This is a genomic window from Candidatus Leptofilum sp., from assembly GCF_965223525.1.
GTDB lineage: Bacteria > Chloroflexota > Anaerolineae > Promineifilales > Promineifilaceae > Leptofilum.
The window spans coordinates 339,106-358,021 of record NZ_OZ245005.1 but is presented as its reverse complement, the minus strand read 5'-3'; the positions used below and the strand labels follow the sequence as shown (position 1 = coordinate 358,021).

The 18,916-nt window shown below is 50.5% G+C and carries 15 protein-coding genes; 3 read left to right on the top strand and 12 right to left on the bottom strand.

The genetic code is table 11. The annotated features are described in order from the left end of the window. Nucleotides 1-57: 57 nt before the first annotated feature. On the bottom strand, nucleotides 58-3,630 hold the full coding sequence (locus ACOQPM_RS18655; RefSeq protein ID WP_420631769.1) for a lamin tail domain-containing protein: 3,573 nt from the start codon (nucleotides 3,628-3,630) through the stop codon (nucleotides 58-60). Between the two features lie 302 nt (nucleotides 3,631-3,932). Further along, a complete protein-coding gene (locus ACOQPM_RS18650; protein WP_420631768.1) occupies nucleotides 3,933-5,651 on the bottom strand; it encodes a DUF3352 domain-containing protein in 1,719 nt (572 codons plus the stop codon). A gap of 256 nt (nucleotides 5,652-5,907) precedes the next feature. On the opposite strand from ACOQPM_RS18650, the gene ACOQPM_RS18645 reads away from it, so the two are divergent. The 3 genes from ACOQPM_RS18645 (at nucleotide 5,908) to ACOQPM_RS18635 (ending at nucleotide 8,539) form a co-directional block, all read left to right on the top strand. After that, complete coding sequence (locus tag ACOQPM_RS18645) at nucleotides 5,908-6,762, top strand: aminotransferase class IV (RefSeq protein ID WP_420631767.1); 855 nt, start codon at nucleotides 5,908-5,910, stop codon at nucleotides 6,760-6,762. A 92-nt stretch (nucleotides 6,763-6,854) separates the two neighbouring features. Then, complete coding sequence (locus ACOQPM_RS18640; RefSeq protein ID WP_420631766.1) at nucleotides 6,855-7,775, top strand: aminotransferase class IV; 921 nt, start codon at nucleotides 6,855-6,857, stop codon at nucleotides 7,773-7,775. Nucleotides 7,776-7,807: 32 nt separating this feature from the next. Further along, nucleotides 7,808-8,539, top strand: coding sequence for a sulfotransferase family protein (locus tag ACOQPM_RS18635; RefSeq protein ID WP_420631765.1), 732 nt, complete (start codon nucleotides 7,808-7,810; stop codon nucleotides 8,537-8,539). A 66-nt stretch (nucleotides 8,540-8,605) separates the two neighbouring features. On the opposite strand, the gene ACOQPM_RS18630 is transcribed toward ACOQPM_RS18635, so the two are convergent. The 10 genes from ACOQPM_RS18630 to ACOQPM_RS18585 all read right to left on the bottom strand — a co-directional run bounded on the left by ACOQPM_RS18630 (nucleotide 8,606) and on the right by ACOQPM_RS18585 (nucleotide 18,903). Beyond that, nucleotides 8,606-9,334, bottom strand: a complete 729-nt coding sequence (locus tag ACOQPM_RS18630) for a carbon-nitrogen hydrolase family protein (RefSeq protein WP_420631764.1) — start codon at nucleotides 9,332-9,334, stop codon at nucleotides 8,606-8,608. After that, entirely contained in the window at nucleotides 9,331-9,858 is a 528-nt protein-coding gene (locus ACOQPM_RS18625; protein WP_420631763.1) for a hypothetical protein, read from the bottom strand. The genes ACOQPM_RS18630 and ACOQPM_RS18625 overlap by 4 nt, the downstream gene beginning before the upstream one ends. Before the next feature lie 80 nt (nucleotides 9,859-9,938). Further along, complete coding sequence (locus ACOQPM_RS18620) at nucleotides 9,939-11,216, bottom strand: DUF58 domain-containing protein (protein WP_420632427.1); 1,278 nt, start codon at nucleotides 11,214-11,216, stop codon at nucleotides 9,939-9,941. Then, the gene (locus ACOQPM_RS18615) at nucleotides 11,216-11,863 is read right to left on the bottom strand and encodes a hypothetical protein (RefSeq protein ID WP_420631762.1); all 648 of its coding nucleotides are present in this window, start codon (nucleotides 11,861-11,863) and stop codon (nucleotides 11,216-11,218) included. The genes ACOQPM_RS18620 and ACOQPM_RS18615 overlap by 1 nt, the downstream gene beginning before the upstream one ends. Before the next feature lie 3 nt (nucleotides 11,864-11,866). Beyond that, nucleotides 11,867-12,844, bottom strand: coding sequence for a DUF4129 domain-containing protein (locus tag ACOQPM_RS18610; RefSeq protein ID WP_420631761.1), 978 nt, complete (start codon nucleotides 12,842-12,844; stop codon nucleotides 11,867-11,869). 2 nt (nucleotides 12,845-12,846) lie between these two features. Next, nucleotides 12,847-13,800 carry an AAA family ATPase gene (locus ACOQPM_RS18605; RefSeq protein ID WP_420631760.1) on the bottom strand — a complete coding sequence of 318 codons (954 nt, stop codon included), beginning with the start codon at nucleotides 13,798-13,800 and terminating at the stop codon, nucleotides 12,847-12,849. 89 nt (nucleotides 13,801-13,889) lie between these two features. Next, a complete protein-coding gene (locus ACOQPM_RS18600) occupies nucleotides 13,890-14,141 on the bottom strand; it encodes a hypothetical protein (protein ID WP_420631759.1) in 252 nt (83 codons plus the stop codon). A 136-nt stretch (nucleotides 14,142-14,277) separates the two neighbouring features. Further along, the gene (locus tag ACOQPM_RS18595; protein ID WP_420631758.1) at nucleotides 14,278-16,863 is read right to left on the bottom strand and encodes a tetratricopeptide repeat protein; all 2,586 of its coding nucleotides are present in this window, start codon (nucleotides 16,861-16,863) and stop codon (nucleotides 14,278-14,280) included. Nucleotides 16,864-16,891: 28 nt separating this feature from the next. Continuing rightward, nucleotides 16,892-17,395: a hypothetical protein gene (locus ACOQPM_RS18590; protein WP_420631757.1), complete on the bottom strand. Its 504-nt coding sequence runs from the start codon at nucleotides 17,393-17,395 to the stop codon at nucleotides 16,892-16,894. 266 nt (nucleotides 17,396-17,661) lie between these two features. Next, nucleotides 17,662-18,903 carry a hypothetical protein gene (locus tag ACOQPM_RS18585; protein WP_420631756.1) on the bottom strand — a complete coding sequence of 414 codons (1,242 nt, stop codon included), beginning with the start codon at nucleotides 18,901-18,903 and terminating at the stop codon, nucleotides 17,662-17,664. Between the last annotated feature and the right edge of the window lie 13 nt (nucleotides 18,904-18,916).

Below are 18,916 nucleotides of genomic sequence, written 5' to 3'. Positions count from 1 at the left end.
CCCTGCCAAAGTCATGCTCTGGCAGGGTTCTGTTACAAGTTAGTGAAAGCTAGATTACTAGTATCCGAGCTCCACGTTGAATAAGAAATCAACACCTGGCTCATAATCCAGAATTTCATCCAGACCATTGTTACCGTTGACGAAATCCGCGCCAGCACCGCCACTAAAGGTGTCATCGCCAAACAAACCAATCAGGAAATCATCGCCGTCGTAGCCAAAGATGAGGTCATCGGTGAGGCCACCAGTAATGATTTCGCTGTTGTCTGTTCCGTGTACTTCATAGCAGGTATCGTTACCAAACCCTTGTGCCCGTCCCCAGCGTCCTGCATGGAAGCGGAAGCCGTTATAACCCGGATCGCCTACAGAAACGATAGTCGCAGGCCCGTTAAACGGGCTGCCTTCCAGGGCAACGACGTAACAACCATCAGCGTTAATGATGTACGGGAAGGTGAATTGGGCAATCACCGGATCGTGATCCGTGAAGCGTAAATCTGTGTCAAGTTCAGCATTGCCATGAACCACGTCAACTCCCACCCAGAAGTTATTGAACAGATTGTCGCTAACCAGAATGTGATCCAGAATTTGCAAGTTACCTTCAAACTGGTACGTATATTGTTCACTAGCTGGCAGCGTTTCCAAAAGATTGTTCAACTCACTGCCTTCCAGCAAATCTACGGGTGCAGAGAACTGGAAGTCGTTCAGGTCACCCATCACGATTACATTGGCATTCGGGTCTAGGGCCAGGATGTCTTGGACAAACCCGTTGATTACTGCTGCTTGCAGGAGCCGCTGTACTTCAGAATCCAAAACCGGTGGCTGAACGCGACCAAACAGCGAATCATCACCACCTTTGGAGTTGAAGTGATTATTCACCACGATAATTGTTTGACCACCAAAGATAAATTCAGCAGCCAATGGCTTACGGCTATCATCCCAAGCTACGTTGGTTGGGTCTACACGCCCTGGGCTAACACTGAGTTCAACACCGTTCGCACCGAGGGAGACAGTAGCGGCCGTTGTGGCATCACCGCCTGCACGGTCTACAAAAGTGACCTGATCCGGGCGGAACAGGAAACCAACGCGAATGTTACCACCGGGCTGGCCACCGTCTGTCAGATCCAGCGGTGCAATGTCACGATACTCATAAACCGGGCCACCTGCTGCCTGAATAGCATCAATCAGCATTTGGTAGGTCATGCTGGCATCGGTCACGCCGTCATTAGTGGAACCGGTGTTATCCTGCACTTCTTGCACGCCAATGATGGTTGGTGTGCCAAGATTGTTCACAATTTGGCTGGCCAGCGCATCAAACTTGTCCTGGCTGTCAGAAGGATCAAGGTTTTCTACATTGAGAGAGGCGACGGTGAGCGATGAGCCTGCATTGGAGAGGCTAGTGGTTTCTGCTGTGAAGTTGCTGTTTAAGGCGGGCAGCGGATCAAAGTTCAGCAGCTTGAAGTTGCCAAAGGTGTAATCCATCACGCCAACGATGGGTGCTGTGAAGGTGTCTCCTACGCTGGCATCTGGCTCGTCAAAAACAAGCCCATCATCAATGATGATGCGTTCTGGATTGAAGTCATTAGCACTGATGACAACACCGCCACGGGCAGTCAAGCCAGTTGCATTAGCACCAAAGTCGCCCACGACGGCAATTTCACCAAAGCGCGTACCACCAACAACTTGCGCGTCGTTCACCTGCACCAGCATTGCCTCTACGCTTTCGTAGAAGTCAATACCGTCATTTTCAGGATCGAAGGTGAGTGTGCTGTTTACGTCACCTGTTGAATCATCGTCAATGATGGTGCTTGGCGGAATGCGGCCACCATTGCCCAGGACAATTGGAGCAGGCAGCGCATTGCCGCTAGAGTTGATGGTGACAGTGGGACCAACCAGGTTGGTTTCTGAAAGGTTGCCAGTGCCAAAACCACCTGGATAGAACTCGTCAACAGTACCAATAACGGTAACAGCATCACCAACGGCCACGGTAGGTGTGGAGCCAGTGAAAACAACCAATGCATCAGAGGTGGCATCATTGCCGTCGCCAGTCGGGTCTTGTAGGTAAAAACTGTTACCAGTTACAACCGTTACGATACCGTCCGTTTGCACGGATTGGCTTTCGTAGGCTGACAAGTGAGCAGCACCTTGGATTTCCATAATGGTAACTGGAGTGCCAAACGTACAGCCGGAGAAGGGTGTGCCGTCCAGGCCAGTACCGGGCGAGAAGAGTGCGCCACCAGAAGCGGAAGCGGTGCTATGTTCCACATACGTGCCGGTGATGTCTGGGTCACGGGTGATGGACTGGTTATTGCCACCTTCGCTACCGTAAACATATTCCAATGTGCTGGAACCGCCATCATCCAATGTAATGGTGTCGCCGCTGTTATTGAAGCCCAATGCGCCATCGGAAGCGGTTTGCACAACTGCGCCACCAAAGCTGCCGGTTGGGGTACCGCCACCAAAGACAACGAGGGAACAGTCGGCTGGAATAACGCTACCGCTGGGGAAAACATGCCGAACTTGCACTGCGTCGCTGATGGACCAGCCACTTACATCCAGGTCTGCCCCGCTAACGTTGACGATTTCGATGAATTCGTCATCGCTGCTGTCGCGGGTGCCGTCACCATTGGCATCGCCGGGGTCGTCGGCCGCTGGATCAGCCAGGAACTCGTTGATGACTACGTCTGTGATTTCCAGGCTAACCGTATCGAAGCTGAAGCTAGCGTCGGAAGACATGGCATCTGGTGGATCGTCAGTGTCGTTGTCGGTTACTTGGGCGGCAAACACGGTGACGGTACAGTTCTCACCATTGGCGAAATCTGTGTCGGGATCGAGGGTGTAGCTGGCGGGGCCGCCGCTGGCTACGGCCGTATGCGCCCCACTCACTGAACAAGCAATATCAAACCAACTGCCTGTTACAGTCACATCTTCGCTAAAGTTAATGGTGATATTGGCATCAATCGCCACACCAGTCGCTGCATTGGCTGGGTCGGTGCTGGCCACGCTGGGCGCAGCATCCCCATCCAACGGCATGAAAGTACCGAGCGGGAAGGGGGTAGTGGCCGTATCATTGGTCGTCTCGCCATCCAGAGCGTTGGGGCCGCTAAAAGTCCAGTTGGCAAGGTTGAAGATAGTGCCGTCGGCTTCGGTGCCAGAAACGCGATACGCCCAACCGTCTAGATATTCCCATGGCTCACCAGTGCCATCGGTGTTGATGTCACCAAATACATCAATGACGCTACCATTTTCAAACAGCTCAATAGCATCATCACCGTTAACGGAAACGGCCGTGCCGTCTGTGTAATCCGGCGTAAAGCCAAAGAAATCATTGAATGCAGTTGATTCGGTAGCTACGTAGATAAAATCACCGGCCGTAGCAGAATCTGCCGGGAAAGTGAACTCTTCACCATCTGTGCCGCCACCATTATTGGCGGCACCAATGCCAAAGATGCTCAAGTCAGGAATATCATTTACAACATAAAGTTCAACTGCTTTAGGAATACCACCGGTGAGAGGACCATCAATAACACCGGAGATGAGCAAATCGGTGGCGATTGCTCGTGAGGGCGCTGCTGTACCTATTAATAAAATAAACACAGCCGCCAGAACAAATAAAACATGTTTCAACCTTCTCAATGTTTCCTCCAAGATGATGTGCCGAAGGCACGCTAGGTGGGGTGTTCCTAGAAAGCTGGTGGCAATGAGATTCTGGCAAAATATTCAGTATAACCTGTTTGAGGGGTACCAGAAAAAGATGTTTATGCAGGCTTTCTATTGGAACTTCCGCAAAAGACAAAATGCCACGAGTTAAACTGTACTTATACCAAGTTACAGTCAACCTTACCAAAAAGCTTACGAACGCTGAGTTTATAATAAAAAAGAGGCTTGCATTTCGCAAGCCCCTATGTTTGCTTCTAAGGTCTAAAGTTTACTTTCACTTACTCACCAGCGATGAAGAAGATCATAGTTGATTGGGTTGTGGTGTCATCATAATTTGTACCCATAGCAAAAGCGTATACTGGGTTAACATCCATTACATCTTCAACTGAGGAGTCTGCATCTTCCAAGGCAGCCAACAAGCCATCAATATCCATGTACATAACCGGAACCGTGCCGCGTGGGAAGGCGTCCCATACATTTTGGAACTTATCGCTGTCTGCAAGATTGGCTTCGCCGGCAAACAAGTTCTCTAAAGTTTCACCACTGGTAGCAGCTACAAGGTAATCTTCGCTAACACCATAGGCACCGATCATCTCACCATTGGGGTCTTCAACTTCGTAAATGGTCAATTCATCATCACCAGAATCATCTACATTCAAATCCTGATCTTCCAGACCATCGGTGAAGTCTTCAGCAAGTTCAACCATTGCTTCATTATCGCTAGCACCCATCATGATGACGACGCCCAGGTCTGTTTCAAACTCTTCAGCAATCAGACCTTCATCGCTATCCACGACGGCAAGGCTGTATTCGCCGTTGAGCAGCGGAATCAGGTCATCGCTGGGGTTGAAGCCAAACATGTCATCAAAGGCATCCATTGCTTCATCAAAATCATCTTCGCTGACGCCGGAGGCTTCCAGGGAATCCAGCCCAGTTTGCCACGCCAGATCCAGCCGCTGCCCTACCAAGAAAACAAAAGTGGATTCCGGTAGGAATTCAGGCGTTTGAATGTCATCCGTTTGGGCGTCCAGCATTTCTTGCTGTTCTTCGGTTAGGCTTTCGTAATTGCCTACAAAGTCAAAGCGGATTCCTTCGGGAACAACGGTTGCTGCCATGCCCAAGCCAATAAAGCCGAGGTCTTCAATAATGTCTGAATCGAATCCTTCAAATTCGTTACTGTCTTCGGCTGCTTTGGCCAAATCCTGAATTGATTCGCCGCTCATGTAAAAGGTAACGGCACGATCACCAGGCAGATCGGCGATGGTATCTTGATATTCAGCAACATCGGCTAAATTATCACCGTTTTGGGCGTCAATTGCTTCTTCTAGTGTATCTATGTTGGAGGCAATGAAGAAGATTTCTTGGGAACGGCCGAATGCAAATTGCTCATCTTCAAAATCACTATCAATTTCAAACACGAGTGCGCCACCATGTTCAACTTCATCTACTCGATTGTCACTCTCATCTTCGATAGCATCAATGAGATCTTCAATGAAGTTGTCGGCCAACTCGGTGTCACGAATGGTGGCGGCAAAAACAATTTTCGGTACTTCATTACCATCTAATGCTTCAGCATCCAATTCCACGAGGCCAATTCCCAAATTAGGGCCAATCCAGGGCAATATATCATCGGTGATGGTCATTCCTATCTCTTCATCCAGCTGGTCATCTAGCTCTTCCAACGCACTTGCCGGATCGTCGCCATCAAATTCAACATCGGCGGCGTCAAAGGCGTCTTCAAAGGCGCGAGCAACGCGGCTGGCGTCTTCGGAAGCCAGGTTAAGCGCATTGAGCTCTACCAGAATGCTGGTCTCCGGTGGCATGACACTGGCAATGGCGTTTTCGTCGGAGCCAAAGAGGCGAGGAAGTAGAAAAATGGCACCAATAACGAGAATGGCGACCACTGCCAGACCCACAAGTCCGCCGATGATCAACATTCGGTTGCTACCGCCGCCAGATTTCTGTGGTTGGTTTGTTACTTGGGTTTGTTCAGTCATTTAATACCCTCCATACATGAAAAAGTTTATGAAAATCATTGTTTTGGCTTTGATTGATGAAACAGCTCCAACAATCATAGCATAAATATTAGGCAGATAATTTGGCAAATTTAACCAATTATTTTTCAGTCTACTGGCGAAACGATCCTAAAACGATCCAAGTGAAACGGCCGTTACCCATTTTACAAGCTGCCTGAAAGCTAACTAACCCAATGTGGCTGTCGTCAAAAATAGGGTGGCTGCTACAATTGGCGGCATGAACACAGTGCAACTTTTTGCCGTAGAACAAGGTGGTTTACGGCCGTTACCCGTCCCCCAAAACGTTACTCGCTTCGACCAACTGTACGATGGTTTGGAACTAGGAGTTTACTCCGCCTTACGGACGTTTGAGCATAACAAATTTCTCTGTTTGGAACACCACATCCAGCGTACGCAGCGTTCGGCTGCGCTGCTGGGTTGGGTAGATGAACTGGACGAAGCGTTATTGCGCCAGGGACTGCACGAAGCGTGTACCCAATATCCGCTGCCAGATGCCCGCGTCCGGTTTGATTTTTTGGCTGAACCAGCAGAGTTGTTGGGAACCAGCAGCCGAATGCTCATTGCGCTCATTCCGCTGTCGGTGCCCACGCCAGAATTGTACGAGCAGGGGGTTCGGGCGGCTTTTGCGCCTGACCTGGCACGTCACACACCTCTGGCCAAGACGGCCGATTTTGCCAAGACGCGTAGCCGTTACCAAGTTGGCGGCGAGATTTATGATTTTTTGCTGCTAAACGAGCAGGGTGAGATTCTGGAGGGAACCGGCACCAATTTTTACGGCGTGCTGAATGGCGTGTTTTATACCGCAGGTGAAGGCGTGTTGGCTGGCGTCACGCGCCAGATTATCCTGGTGCTGGCCGAGCAGCTCAAAATCCCCATTTGCCTAAAGCCAATTTCGGTGGCTCAAATTTCTCAACTGAGTGAGGCGGCGCTGAGTAGCTCGTCGCGTGCGTTGCTGCCGGTGGTGCAAATTGGGGATCAGGTGGTGGGTAACGGCCGTCCTGGCCCAATCTGCCAACAAATTTTAGCAGCTTACAATGAGTTTGTGGCCCGCGAGGTGAAAACGGCCGTTTAAGAAACTAGCCACGGATTTCACAGATTTACACAGATTTTTAAAAGAAATCCTTAAAAATCCGCGCAATCTGTGGCAAAAAATTTGGAGAGAAAATGATCCACGGAACCCACAACGCCGTGCATGATGTGCGGAATGAAAATGTAAAAATTTATGTGAATGGCGAGCTGTTTCCCCGCAATGAGGCCAAGATTTCTGTGTTTGACAGCGGTTATCTGGTGGGAGATGGCGTTTGGGAAGCGTTACGGCTGCATGAGGGCGTGCTGGTTTTTCTGGACGAGCATCTGGATCGGCTGTGGCAGGGTGCGGCAACCATTGGGATGGACGTAGGCATGAGCCGCGCAGAGCTAACGGATGCGCTTTGGCGAACAATCCAGGCCAACGAGATGCACGACAACGTGCATGTGCGCTTCATGCTCACCCGTGGCATCAAAAAAACGCCTTCGCAAGACCCGCGCCTGACGATTAGCGGGCCAAATTTGGTCATCATTGCCGAACATAAGCTGGCGGATCCAGCTAGCCGCGAGCGAGGCGTGACGCTGTTCACTAGCAGCATCCGGCGCGGCTCGCCCGACTATTTAGACCCACGTTTGAATTGCCACAGCAAGCTGCATGAGGTGATGGCACTAGTACAGGCGCTGGAAGCAGGCGCAGATGAGGCACTGATGCTGGATATTCATGGTTTTGTAGCCACTTGCAACGCCACTAACTTCTTCATGGTTAAAGATGGCGAGGTGTGGACGTCCACCGGGCAATATTGCATGAATGGCATCACACGGGGCAAGGTAATCGAGGCGTGCCAGCGGCACGGCATTCCTTGCTTTCAGAAAAATTTCTCGTTGTTCGATGTGTATGGTGCTGATGAGGCGTTTGTGACGGGCACGTTTGGGGGTTTGACGCCGGTGACAAAGGTGGACGGCCGTACCATCGGCAACGGCAGCTACGGCCCCATGACACAGCGGCTGCAAGGCTTGTATGAAGCGTTGGTGCATGAAACGGTTATCGGTAATCGGTAGATTGATTACCGATTACGGAAAAAGGAGGAACGATGATCCAACCAACACGAATTTGCCTCTGGAGTGGCCCACGCAACATTTCGACGGCGTTGATGTACAGTTTTGCCCAGCGGAAGGATACGGCCGTCTACGATGAACCTCTCTACGCCCACTACCTTTCCAAAACCCCTGCCCGCCACTACCATCCTGGCGCAGAAGAAATAATCGCCGAGATGGAAAACGATGGCGAAAAAGTGGTGCAAGACCTCATTTTGGGCAATGAGGATGCGCCAGTGCTCTTCTTCAAACATATGACCCACCACCTGAACGACCTGGATTGGGGCTTTATGCGCCAAACAGTGAATATCATCCTCACCCGCGACCCGTACGATATGCTGCCCTCGTACGCCAAGCAGGTAAAGCAGCCCGCCCTGCACGATGTGGGGTATGCGCTACACTTGGATTTGCTGGATTACCTGCACAGCATCGGCCAAAATCCGCCGGTGTTAGATTCTAAACAAACTTTGCTCAATCCTCGCGGCGTTCTAAGCCAGCTTTGCGACCAGATTGGCATTCCTTTTGACGAGGCGATGCTTAGTTGGCCAGCCGGGGCACGCCCTGAGGATGGTTCCTGGGCTAAATATTGGTACCACACGTTGCATCGCTCTACTGGGTTCCAACCGTACAGCCGCAAAGAGGAAACATTTCCAGAGGAGTTACGGTCGTTGCTCGCCGAATGCCAGCCATACTACGAAAAACTTTCTGATCTGGCCATCCAGGCTTAAAATCTTTGCAAAATAGTCGCAGAGAAATCTGAGGAAAAAGCACTTATCCACAACGGCCGTTTCGCATCACACAGATACCACACCAGCCACTTCAGTAGCTATGTCAAAGATGAGAATCCCCTCGCCGTGACCGTCTAGCTGCGTTAACAGGTGGCCGTTGCGGTTCCAAACGGCCGTTCCTCCCGCACATATCCCCGCGTCTGCCAGACCGATGCAGTTGACCATCGCGATGGTCATTTTGTGGGTTTGGGCAATTTGGTTGAGACGGTCGTTTGCTTCCCCAACCCCCCGCGCAAATTTAGCCACGCTTGCCAAATAAACCTGCGCTCCGCTGTTGGCCGCAACCTGGGCATGTTCCGGCACAGAAAGCTCATAGCAAATTGCCAATGCAACATTATTGTGTGGGCCGATGAGTTCTAGCCTTTGTGAGCCAGCAGTGAAAAATGGGAGTTCATCCGTATGTAAAAACTGTTTGGTGTAAACCTGACGTGGCTGCTGCGGTTGGAAGATGAGCAGGCTAATACCAGGCAGTGGCCGGCCGCGGGTGGGCGCACCCACGCAAATGGTGATGGCACCGGCATCTGCCTGCGCTTGAAAAACGTCCAAGCGCGGGTCGTCTGGCGGGATGGCTAGCGATTGAGCCAGCGTTGGTTCATAGCCCGTTAGCGACAGTTCCGGAAAGAGAATGAGATCAGCCTGATGGGCTACGACCTTCTCCACAAATTGCCGATGCCTCTGGATGTTTTGGGCAATGTTTCCCCTAGCTGGATGCGTTTGGGCGAGGCAGATTTTCATACTTGCTCAGAACGGAGGCGATTGAGCAGGGCATTTAGACCAAAAATGAGCAGTAGCCCGCTGATCAATATCGTGTCGAAATTGTAGGTGAACGGTAGCCATTGCTGGATGGCAAAAGCGATTAACGCGACTACTAACAATAAACCCAGCCGGCGCAAATGCGCGGTGATGAGCGGTTGGGCGGCTTTGTCATCTGCCACGTCTTGCAGGCGTTGCCAAAAGCGGCTCAAATCCCACAAAAGCAACACAGTAATGATGCCCAAGTAGCCCCAAATTAACGGCCGTTCCGGCGTAATCGGCCCAATGGGTGCCAGACTCAATCCGGCAGTAAAGGCCAGCAGCAGGGTGGGCCAGTTGGGGGCGAAACGGCCGTCTTGCCACAGCAACACCCCCCACAGGCCACAAAGCAACAGCACGATGGGGATGCCCCACGGCCGTTCTGCCACAAAAAACGCTACGCTCAGCAACAAAGCAGTAACGCCTAGCAATCCAAACAACACGGGTTTCATCAAAGAATTTGTCATAAATAATTTTGCCGCGGATTTGGCGGATTTTATGGATTAGGAACAAAAAATCTGCTTAATCAGTGAAATCTGTGGCTAATTCACACTGGGCGAGTCAGCCGCGTGGTTTGCAGATGAGCACGGGCCACGTCGTCAAACGGCCGTGCCACGTCCCAATCCAGTACAAAAATGCCTGCCTGCAGCAGTTCGGTGTGCAAAAGTTCACGTTCCAGTTGCGCCAGCTTTGCCGCCAACGCCAGTGCTGGCGCGTCGGGCATTAGGCGACTTTCATAGCTGATTGGGTTTGGCGAGACGAGCAGCACCTCATAATCGTAAGCACGCAGGCGGCGTAAAAAAGGCACGTCTTCCGGCAGCAGCGGACTGACAAAAACGATTTGTGACTGGGCCGGAAAAAGCTGCGTGGGCAGGGCACGTAGCTGGGCAAACACATGGCTGCTCTGCAACTGTGCCCCAGAAAGTGCCTGCAAAATGCGCTCTCTTTGCAACTTGCCGTAGCCGGGAAGCGTGTAATTCACTGCTCCGCCGTAAATTAGCAGCGCCACTCGGTTGCCCTGGTTAATTAGGGCATCCACCATCAGCGTAATTGCCTCAATGCTGTATTCCAGCAGCGATTGGTTGCCGTACGGGATGTTGCTGGCGGCGCGCGCGTCTAAAATAAGACCTACATCGGCCACGCGCTCCTGCTCAAATTCATTGGTGAACAGGCTTCCGGGATGTCGTGCCCCGGCTAGCCAGTTAATCCGCCGCTGGGAATCGCCTTGCCTGTAATCGCGCACGCCAAAGAAATCTAGCCCCTCGCCGCCAACGCGCGCAGGTACAATGCCAGAGTAAACGCGGGTGCGGCGAGGATGGATGGCAACCTGCTTCAGATTGCTGGCGCGGGGCACCAGGTAGGCAAATAGATTGCCAGGCACTTCACACGTGAATTGACGCCGACGCAAATCGAATGATTCACGTACAACGGCCGTTACCTGCGAAAATTGGTACTGTCCACGCGGCACCTCAACCGTATAGCTAAAGCCGTGGCTGGCGCCAGCGGGCAGCGCCAGCAGTTGTCGCGTTGCGCCGTCCGTCAGGATGAGACCTTCTGGTACGGCATCTTCAAGCAGCAGTTCACTTATGGAGCCACCGTTATTGGTAATGGTAAGCGTGATGGTGATCTCGCTGTGGGCAGGCATTCGGATACTAGAGAGGGTGCGCTGAATGTCTAAGTTGGCGGCTTCCGGCGCGGCAAGCAGGCTGAGACTAAGGTACAGCACAAACGGCAGTGCCAGCAGTACGATATTGCCGTTGACTAGCCCAAAGCCAGCCACCAGCAGCAAAAATAGTGTGAGGGAAACGGCCGTTACCGGACGCATCACACACCCTCCTGGCCGCTTTGCCGCCATTGCAGCAGGGCATTTACAGTGGCATCCAGGTTGAGTGCTACCAGTTGCGGGATGCGGCGGTTGGGTTGGGCATCCCGCGCTTCTAAGAAGCTGCGGTAATTGGGCAGGTTGGCGCAAACATCCAGCAACTGTTCAATCTCTGGGGGAACGGGTAGTTGGCCAGCTTGAATGCGTTGGCGTAGCGTTTCTGGCGTTTCAGTCGTTTCTAGCTGCATCATTTCTAATGTTAGCCGCTGAATTTCGTGCGCGAACTGCCATTGAGCATGTTGGCCGCTGGTGGCATTGTTGGCGATGGCTATAAGCTGCTGCAACCGGCTGGGCGTGTAGGTTTCTTCAAAAGGCTCTTCACTTTGGTTCAGCTTGGGGCGGGTGGCGTACAGCATCATTGCCAGGGCGGCGAATACAAAGAAACCCCACATGACGTTTTGGGGGAAGCCCCGGTAGATGCCGTAGAGCACCACGATGCGGGACAAGATCGGGGCTAAAATCACTTGGCGGAAGAAGTCGGGCAGAGCGATTGAGAGTAATGCCGCCAGCAGCAATAAAATAAGCAGGGGCATGACCTTCGGGGAGAAGAACGGCCGTTTCGGTTCCGGCATCCTGTTTCTTTGCATCATCACCTAAGCCACATTTTGTGGCAATCGCCTTCTGGTTCCTAGCTGCTCACAAGCGGCCACAATTTCTTCCAAACTGTCAATTGCTTGCCGCTTTTCCCGCTCGCCTACGCTACTGTTGCCATAGCGCACCTGTTCAAACAGGCGCGTCAGCCGCTGCACGGGCGGCTGAGGAAACCCGCTTCTAAGCAATCGTTGCTCAAACTCACGCGGCGTAATATGCCGCTCACGGTAAACGCCGCGCTGTTCCTGCACCGTTTGCACCATTTCTCGGTAGCAGCGGCGGATGAGGTCAGTCAACGGAACGTCTCCTTCGCGTAACTCAAGTAATGCTTCCAATGCGCGCAGGCGTAGCTCATCTAAAGGTAGCTCAGAAAATGCTTTGAGTTCCTGTTGGTAGTTCCACCAGCGCCAAATGAGCAAGAGCAATACGACGGTAAAAATGACGCCAATGACCCGTAGAGCTGTCTGAGCAGAAGGAGATTCAGGTAATACTAAGGCAAAATCTTCAAGCCGTTCTGCTAGCTGCACTGTTTCAAGATCGTCAAATGGCAGATCGGCTCGTTCACCACTGGTTTTTTGTTCTTCTTCAACTTCCTCGGTGGCGGCATTGTCTAATCGCAATACCAAAAATACAACCCAAGCCAAGATAAACCCACGAGCAAATAATCTCACCAGACGGGGAATTTCACGACGGCCGTCGCGGGTGAGAATCAAATACCCAGTAGAAAACAAAAAGAGCAGCCAGAACACAGCCGTTATAATGTCCCAAACGACAGGTGGAAAAACGAGGGGTTCTGGGGCAGATCGTTCGGTGAACAGAGCGAGGATGCCATTCAGCAGGTCAGATAAACCGTTGCCCCGCTGGAATTCAGCATTGGTGAGGGTGTTAGCCAGCAGCAGCAGCGTCCCAACAACGAGCAGCATCGTGCCGAGGGTGAGTAGGCGTTGCAGCAACGGCCGTTCTGCAATAAATTGGCGCATTCTTACACCTCAATAACGGGTACAGGCACGGCGCTGGTCACTTTGTGGATGACATCTTGCGCTGCGTTCCGCTTCATCCACAAGTCGGGCTGCAAAATGAGCCGATGGGCCAGCACGGGCGTGATAAATTGCTTCACATCATCGGGAATGATGTAGGAACGGCCGTCTAGCACCGCCCAGGCGCGCGCCAGCTTCAAAAAGGCTAGCGAGGCGCGGGGGCTGGCGCCCACGGCAATGCGGCTGTCTTTGCGCGTTGCCGTCACCAACGCCACCATGTACTGTTCAATATCCGGGTCCACATATACCTGCTCGACGGCCTCCCGCATTTCAGAAAGCTCTTTGGCATTGGTGATGGGTTTGAGCGTGACGTTGTCTTGCTGCCGTTCCCGCCGCCGCCGCAAAATTTCTTGCTCCTCGTCCGGGCTGGGGTAGCCTACCGAGAGTTTCATCAGGAAGCGGTCTAGCTGGGCTTCTGGCAGGGGGAAAGTGCCTTCGTATTCGATGGGGTTTTGCGTGGCCAGGACGAGAAACGGCCGTGGCAAAAGCATCGTTTCTCCTTCCAGCGTTACCTGGTACTCCTGCATCGCTTCTAGCAAGGCGGATTGTGTTTTGGGGGAAGCGCGGTTAATTTCGTCGGCCAGCACAATGTTGGCGAAGAGAGGCCCGGTGCGTAGCTCAAACTCACCACTGGCGCGGTTGAAAACGTAGCCTCCAGTGATGTCGCCGGGCAGCAGATCGGGGGTGAACTGAATGCGCTTGAAGGCCAGGCCAAGGGCGGTGGCGAAGCTGTTGGCTAACAATGTTTTGCCTAGTCCGGGGAAATCTTCTAGCAAAACGTGGCCACCTGCAAGAACGGCCGTCATAATTTGGCGCAGCAGATTTCGCTTGCCAATGATTGCTTTTTCTACTTCTACCACCACGCGCTGACTGCGCTCGGCGACACGTTGAATCTCCATAGCTTGCTCCACAGGGTATTTAGTGCATTTTTACCTGTGGAGTGCCAACCTGTCAACTAGGTGGCGTTTTGGTGAAATTATGGTGGGTGTTACGGCCGTTCCTCATCCACGTACCGCCGCAAATGATAGGCCAAGGAAAGCCCCCGCAAAATTGCCCAAAAAGAAACAAGCAGCAGCACGTAAACAGGAAACGCAAGAATCATTTGTCGATAGATCAGGTTTGCTTGATCAGGTGCTGTGAGAAAATACTCTAAAACAAACAGCAGCGCAGCACCAATAAGAATGCCAGCCAACCCCCCGAAAATATATACTTGTGGTTTTCTAATCTGGGTAGAATTCATCGGTTACACCTCCCCTAATTCTTTTGCAACTGAACTTGTGCTGGAATAAGCCTGACAACTGGCAAAAGCATAGCAAATGTAAGTCGGCGGCACAAGTGAAGATTCGTTTTTACTGACACCTCGTTCTTGGCTAAATTTAGCTTGGAAACTGGTCCTGTATCTCTGTCAGGAATTCTTGCATCTGGTCAAGAGCGGGGCTTTTGATAAGTTCTGCCAACTTAATAGCTTGAGACATTTCTTTAGCTGCTTCAGTGAAATTTCCCTCTGCATGGTATAGCTGGGCCAACCACCAGCGGGTAGTTCTTTCTCCATCAAGGTCGCCAACTTCTTCGTAAACTGGCAAGGCTTGGTTAAAATAATTTTTGGCCTCGTTAGGCTGCCCCAGTTTGCGATAAACAGTCCCAATGCTACGAAGGGTGTAGGCTTCAAATGATCGGAAAACCACAGCTCGATGAATTGCCAGTGCCTGATTGAAGCAGTCTAGCGCTTTGTCTAGCTGACCAAGGTTGTTATAGGTCGAACCGATGTTGGATAGCAATGCGCCCTCACTTGGCCGGTCATCCATTTCTTTAGCAATCCGAAGCGCCCGGTTATAGTAATCTAAGACCTTGTCTGATTGCCCCAGTCCATAATAGGCAATTCCAATGGAGGTTAGAGTGTTCCCCATTTCTTGAAGGTCTCCCACCTCTTCCTGTATGGTCAGCGCTTGCTTGCAATAGACCAATGCCTTTTTGGGTTGATGCCTATTGTTGTAGTTTCCCCCAATTCTGGAGAGCGTAATGGCCAGCCCGGTTCGGTCACTGCTGCCTTCTTGGATGGCTAGTGCCCTATTGTAGTGGTCTAGAGCTTTGTCTCGATGCCCTTGCCTGTCGTAGACTAGCCCAATGTTGGAAAGTGTTGTAGCCAGCCCAGTCTGGTCACCTATCTCTTCTCGGATGGGTGTTGCTCGATTATAGTAGTCTAGTGCTTGATCTCGTTGCCCCACGCGGAAATAAAGTTGCCCTATGTTGTTGAGGATGGTAGCCAGCCCTGCCCGATCTCCAATTTCTTCCAGTAAAGGCAGTGCTTGGTTATAGTAGTCCAGGGCTGTGTCAGGTTGCCCTATGCTGATGTAAACCTCGCCGAGATCGTTCAAGATTTTACTTTCTTCTTGCCGCAATTTGTTGCTTCTAGCTATTGCCAAGCTCCGCTGATACCAGTGAATGGAATCTTGCCTCAAGCCCTGGCGTTTCTGGTAGATTTTTAATGCCTCTGCAAGATCGAACAGTGATTCATTTTCTGCAGTGTTTTGCCACGCCCACTGGAGTTGATCATAGATGCGCTGTATTGTTTGCCAATCTTCTCTGTCCTTATTGACGATTTCCAGATAATGGTTGCGATGTTGGTCGGTAACGGCCGTTTCTAGCTTGGTTTGCGCCACATCAGAGATTGTTTGGTGGATGGCTAACTGCTCATCAATTTCCTCTAGCAAATTGCGTTCCACCAACCAGGCAATCATGTCTTCTTCATAATTTGAGACGGCAACAGCCGCTTCCCAGCTAAATAAAGCTGGTTTGGGGGCAAAAGCCCCTAACGTGTAAAATGCCTTTATGGCTTCCTCCCCGTCTTCTTCTGCCTGCAGCCCCTCCAAACTGAGCAGGATTGCCTCCGCCAAGGTTTCTTTTTGTCCACTGTTTGAACCGAGTCGCCTTTGTGCCTGCTGTAAGCGCTTGGTTGCCTCGGCCATATCAGCCAGGGCTTTCTCTCTTAGCCTGGGGCGCAGGCTGCGCCGCGTTTCACCAAGATAGCCACCTAACAATTCAATCGCAAGCGGCAGCTCACCGACGGCTGCCACCAACGCTTTAGCGGCGGCCGGGTTCGCTTCGCAAGTGGCCTTGGCCATTGAGCATAAGAGGTGGTAAGCAGATGCTTTGTCTAGGGTGGGAATGTACAAGACGGCATCCTGGCTTGCGACTTTATAGGCCAAATCTTTGGAGCGCGTGGTAACAAAATGGCAGCAGTTGGGTCCACCACATTTCAGCAATTCCGCAGCCTCAATTTCCCAAGCGTCATCAATGATTAACAAAAAGGCGCGCTGACCGATGGCGTTCTTAATCGCTACTTTTCGTTCATGATCAGACATTTTTTGCGAGACCCTAACTGCCAGCGCGTCTGCCCAGAGGTTTAATATGCTGGTCACATTTGCTTGAGGGCCCAGACCAGCCCAAAGCACCCCATCGTTAAAATGCTCTTGAATATCCTTGACATGAGCCAGAGCCACGGCGATGGTGGTTTTACCCACGCCTGGCAGGCCTTCAGCAGAGACGGTTCTTCCCGCCCTTTTGGTTAGCTGCTCAGTTAGCCTTTGGATAAGTCCATCTCGCCCAAGAAAGCGGTTGGGCATGGACGGTACCCCGATAAATAGCGGTGGTTGTGCCTCTTTTTGTGGAGAGGCTTGTTCTTCCATCAGTTGAGCCTGCCTGATTTGCTCAACAACAGGCGGTGCCTCTGGCCAGGAAAACCTGGGTCTGTTGCGATGACAGGCACGCACCAAATCATCTGCTTGACCGCGCATGGCCATATGTAGAATTAGGTTTTGTATTTTGGGAAGTTTGCTGACGCCAGCAATGTGTTCGTAATCAATACCAATGTCAAGACAAAGCGTCTTTATTTCAGCGAGGTTAAAAGAATAATCAATTTGCCGTTGAAGTTCAGCGACGAATGCAAGAAAATCTTCGCTCATACCTTAATCATTTAGCCGTGTTCTCAGATTATTGCAGTGACAAGACGGTTAACACAATTCCTATCGTTAAAACCATTAATGGAGGTACCAGCCAAAATAAATGTGTGCTACCTGTGATTCTTCTACTCCAGCGGTATATCTTGGTATCATGATGGTCGGCATCCGCTTCTTCAAGAATCTGAGAGAGTGAGGTTGGCGCTTGGTCCTTAAAGTATGTTTTATCCAGGTGCTTGCGGATGTGTCCAGCTCGTTCCCTGTTTCGATAATATAGTTCTGTGTAGGAGGCAGAGAAAAAGGCACTGATTAGGCCAATAACCGTTACGATTATGGATAATGGTAGGTCAAAACGATTGATATGGTCGTCGAACGTGATCACAGTTATTAGGGCGGATGCCACGACGAGCATATAGTTAACTGCACTAGATCGCAGCGTTTCTGCATGGCGGGAGTGGCTGCGTACATCCTGATATAAGCCCCAACACAGATCTTTCTGAATCTTTGAAATTTCATTGATATTGTTCGGCGTTTCCATATGAACCCTCCAAAGCATACGAATAAGAAAGGACAAACTGATTCAGTACCTAACCATCATCCAGCAAGCACAGCCAAAAATTGGCTCTCTACTCAAATTTGTTGTTCCCCGTTTCCATTACCAGCCACACAGCCCTTTGCCACGCCAACCGCAAACCAGGCCAGGCAAGTGGCGCTGCCAGAGCCTGCACTGAGCGAAGCCGAGGTGAGACAAGCCACAGCCCTCAAAAATAAAGAATATCCGCCTAGAGCAGGGGAAAACTTGCTTTATTCATATCTACGGAACTTTATGGCATTTTTTATCATTATATTTTTTGATTTCAAACTGTTCTCTTCGTAAGGCAGGCTTAGAAATTCTGCTGCCTCCTTTATTGAAGTAAAGTTAAAACTATTATTGAGATGGAATCGAAGCAGGGCTTCTACTATGTTTTTGAGCTGGTAAAGATAAGATTCAACTCCCGAGTCAGAAGCGCCGTGATGAACGTATCTGTTCCGATATTCTCGAAGATTTTGTAGGACTTGATAGTGATAATCTCTTTCCTCGAAAATAAACGCAGCACGACGTATTGTGACATCATATCTGTCGTGTAAAGTATTTGTCAGTGTTTCAAGTACGCTCCAAAGATGGATATAAGCATTGCTCAAATTTCGTTCATCAAGCGCTCTTACATATCTACGAAGTGCATCTTTGACCACGAGTGCATAATCAGTTTTGGAAAGCTTACTCAAGACAAGATTTGTGAAAGCGTTGAGTTTATCTACATCACTGTGAATATCTTGGGGAGGAACTGCTTCAATAAATGAAGGATCATACCACCAGATGTCTTTTGACAATAATTTACCATTGGTATGATGTAATGTATGAATTGGCCCCGTGATAATTTTGTTTACAGGTTTCGATTTACCCCCATATGACCATCTAAATGACTGTCTCATATTGAAAAATAAGTTCCAAATGGCTCGAATTAGGTCAAGGTGATCTAGAGCTAAATCTGCTGCTTCATGAATTGAACGAGACGAAACGTGTATTCTTACAGGTAAATAATTATCGGGCGGAACTCCAAAAACTGAATATTTTGCTTTATCAAGTAATGGTTTGGCTTCTTTGTGGAATCTCGACGGAACATTATCGAATATCAAATGATCATGTCCGATTCTAATTCTTTCAAGTGGTTTTTTAGATTGAATTGATAGAGAAGTTAAAAGCGCATACCGTAATGTCGGTGTCTGTAAATAAGCCGCCACCCGCTTGTTTATCTCGGCCTTTAACTTCTTCTGTGTCAATACACCAGTTTTTCCAACTGTCACTAGAGCTCTCCAAAGGATGTACCTTGCTTCTGCTTCAGGAAAATTGTCACCGAAATCTATCAAACCAAAAAGAATAGCTTCGTATTCCTTGAAGCCAAATCCTTGAAACTGTACCTTGCCTTCGGGATCAACTCTTCGAATTGATTCAATCTTATCCAAGATATGTTCAGGCTGGCATCCTTTTTTCCAGCGCATAGCCATTATTCTCCTCCTC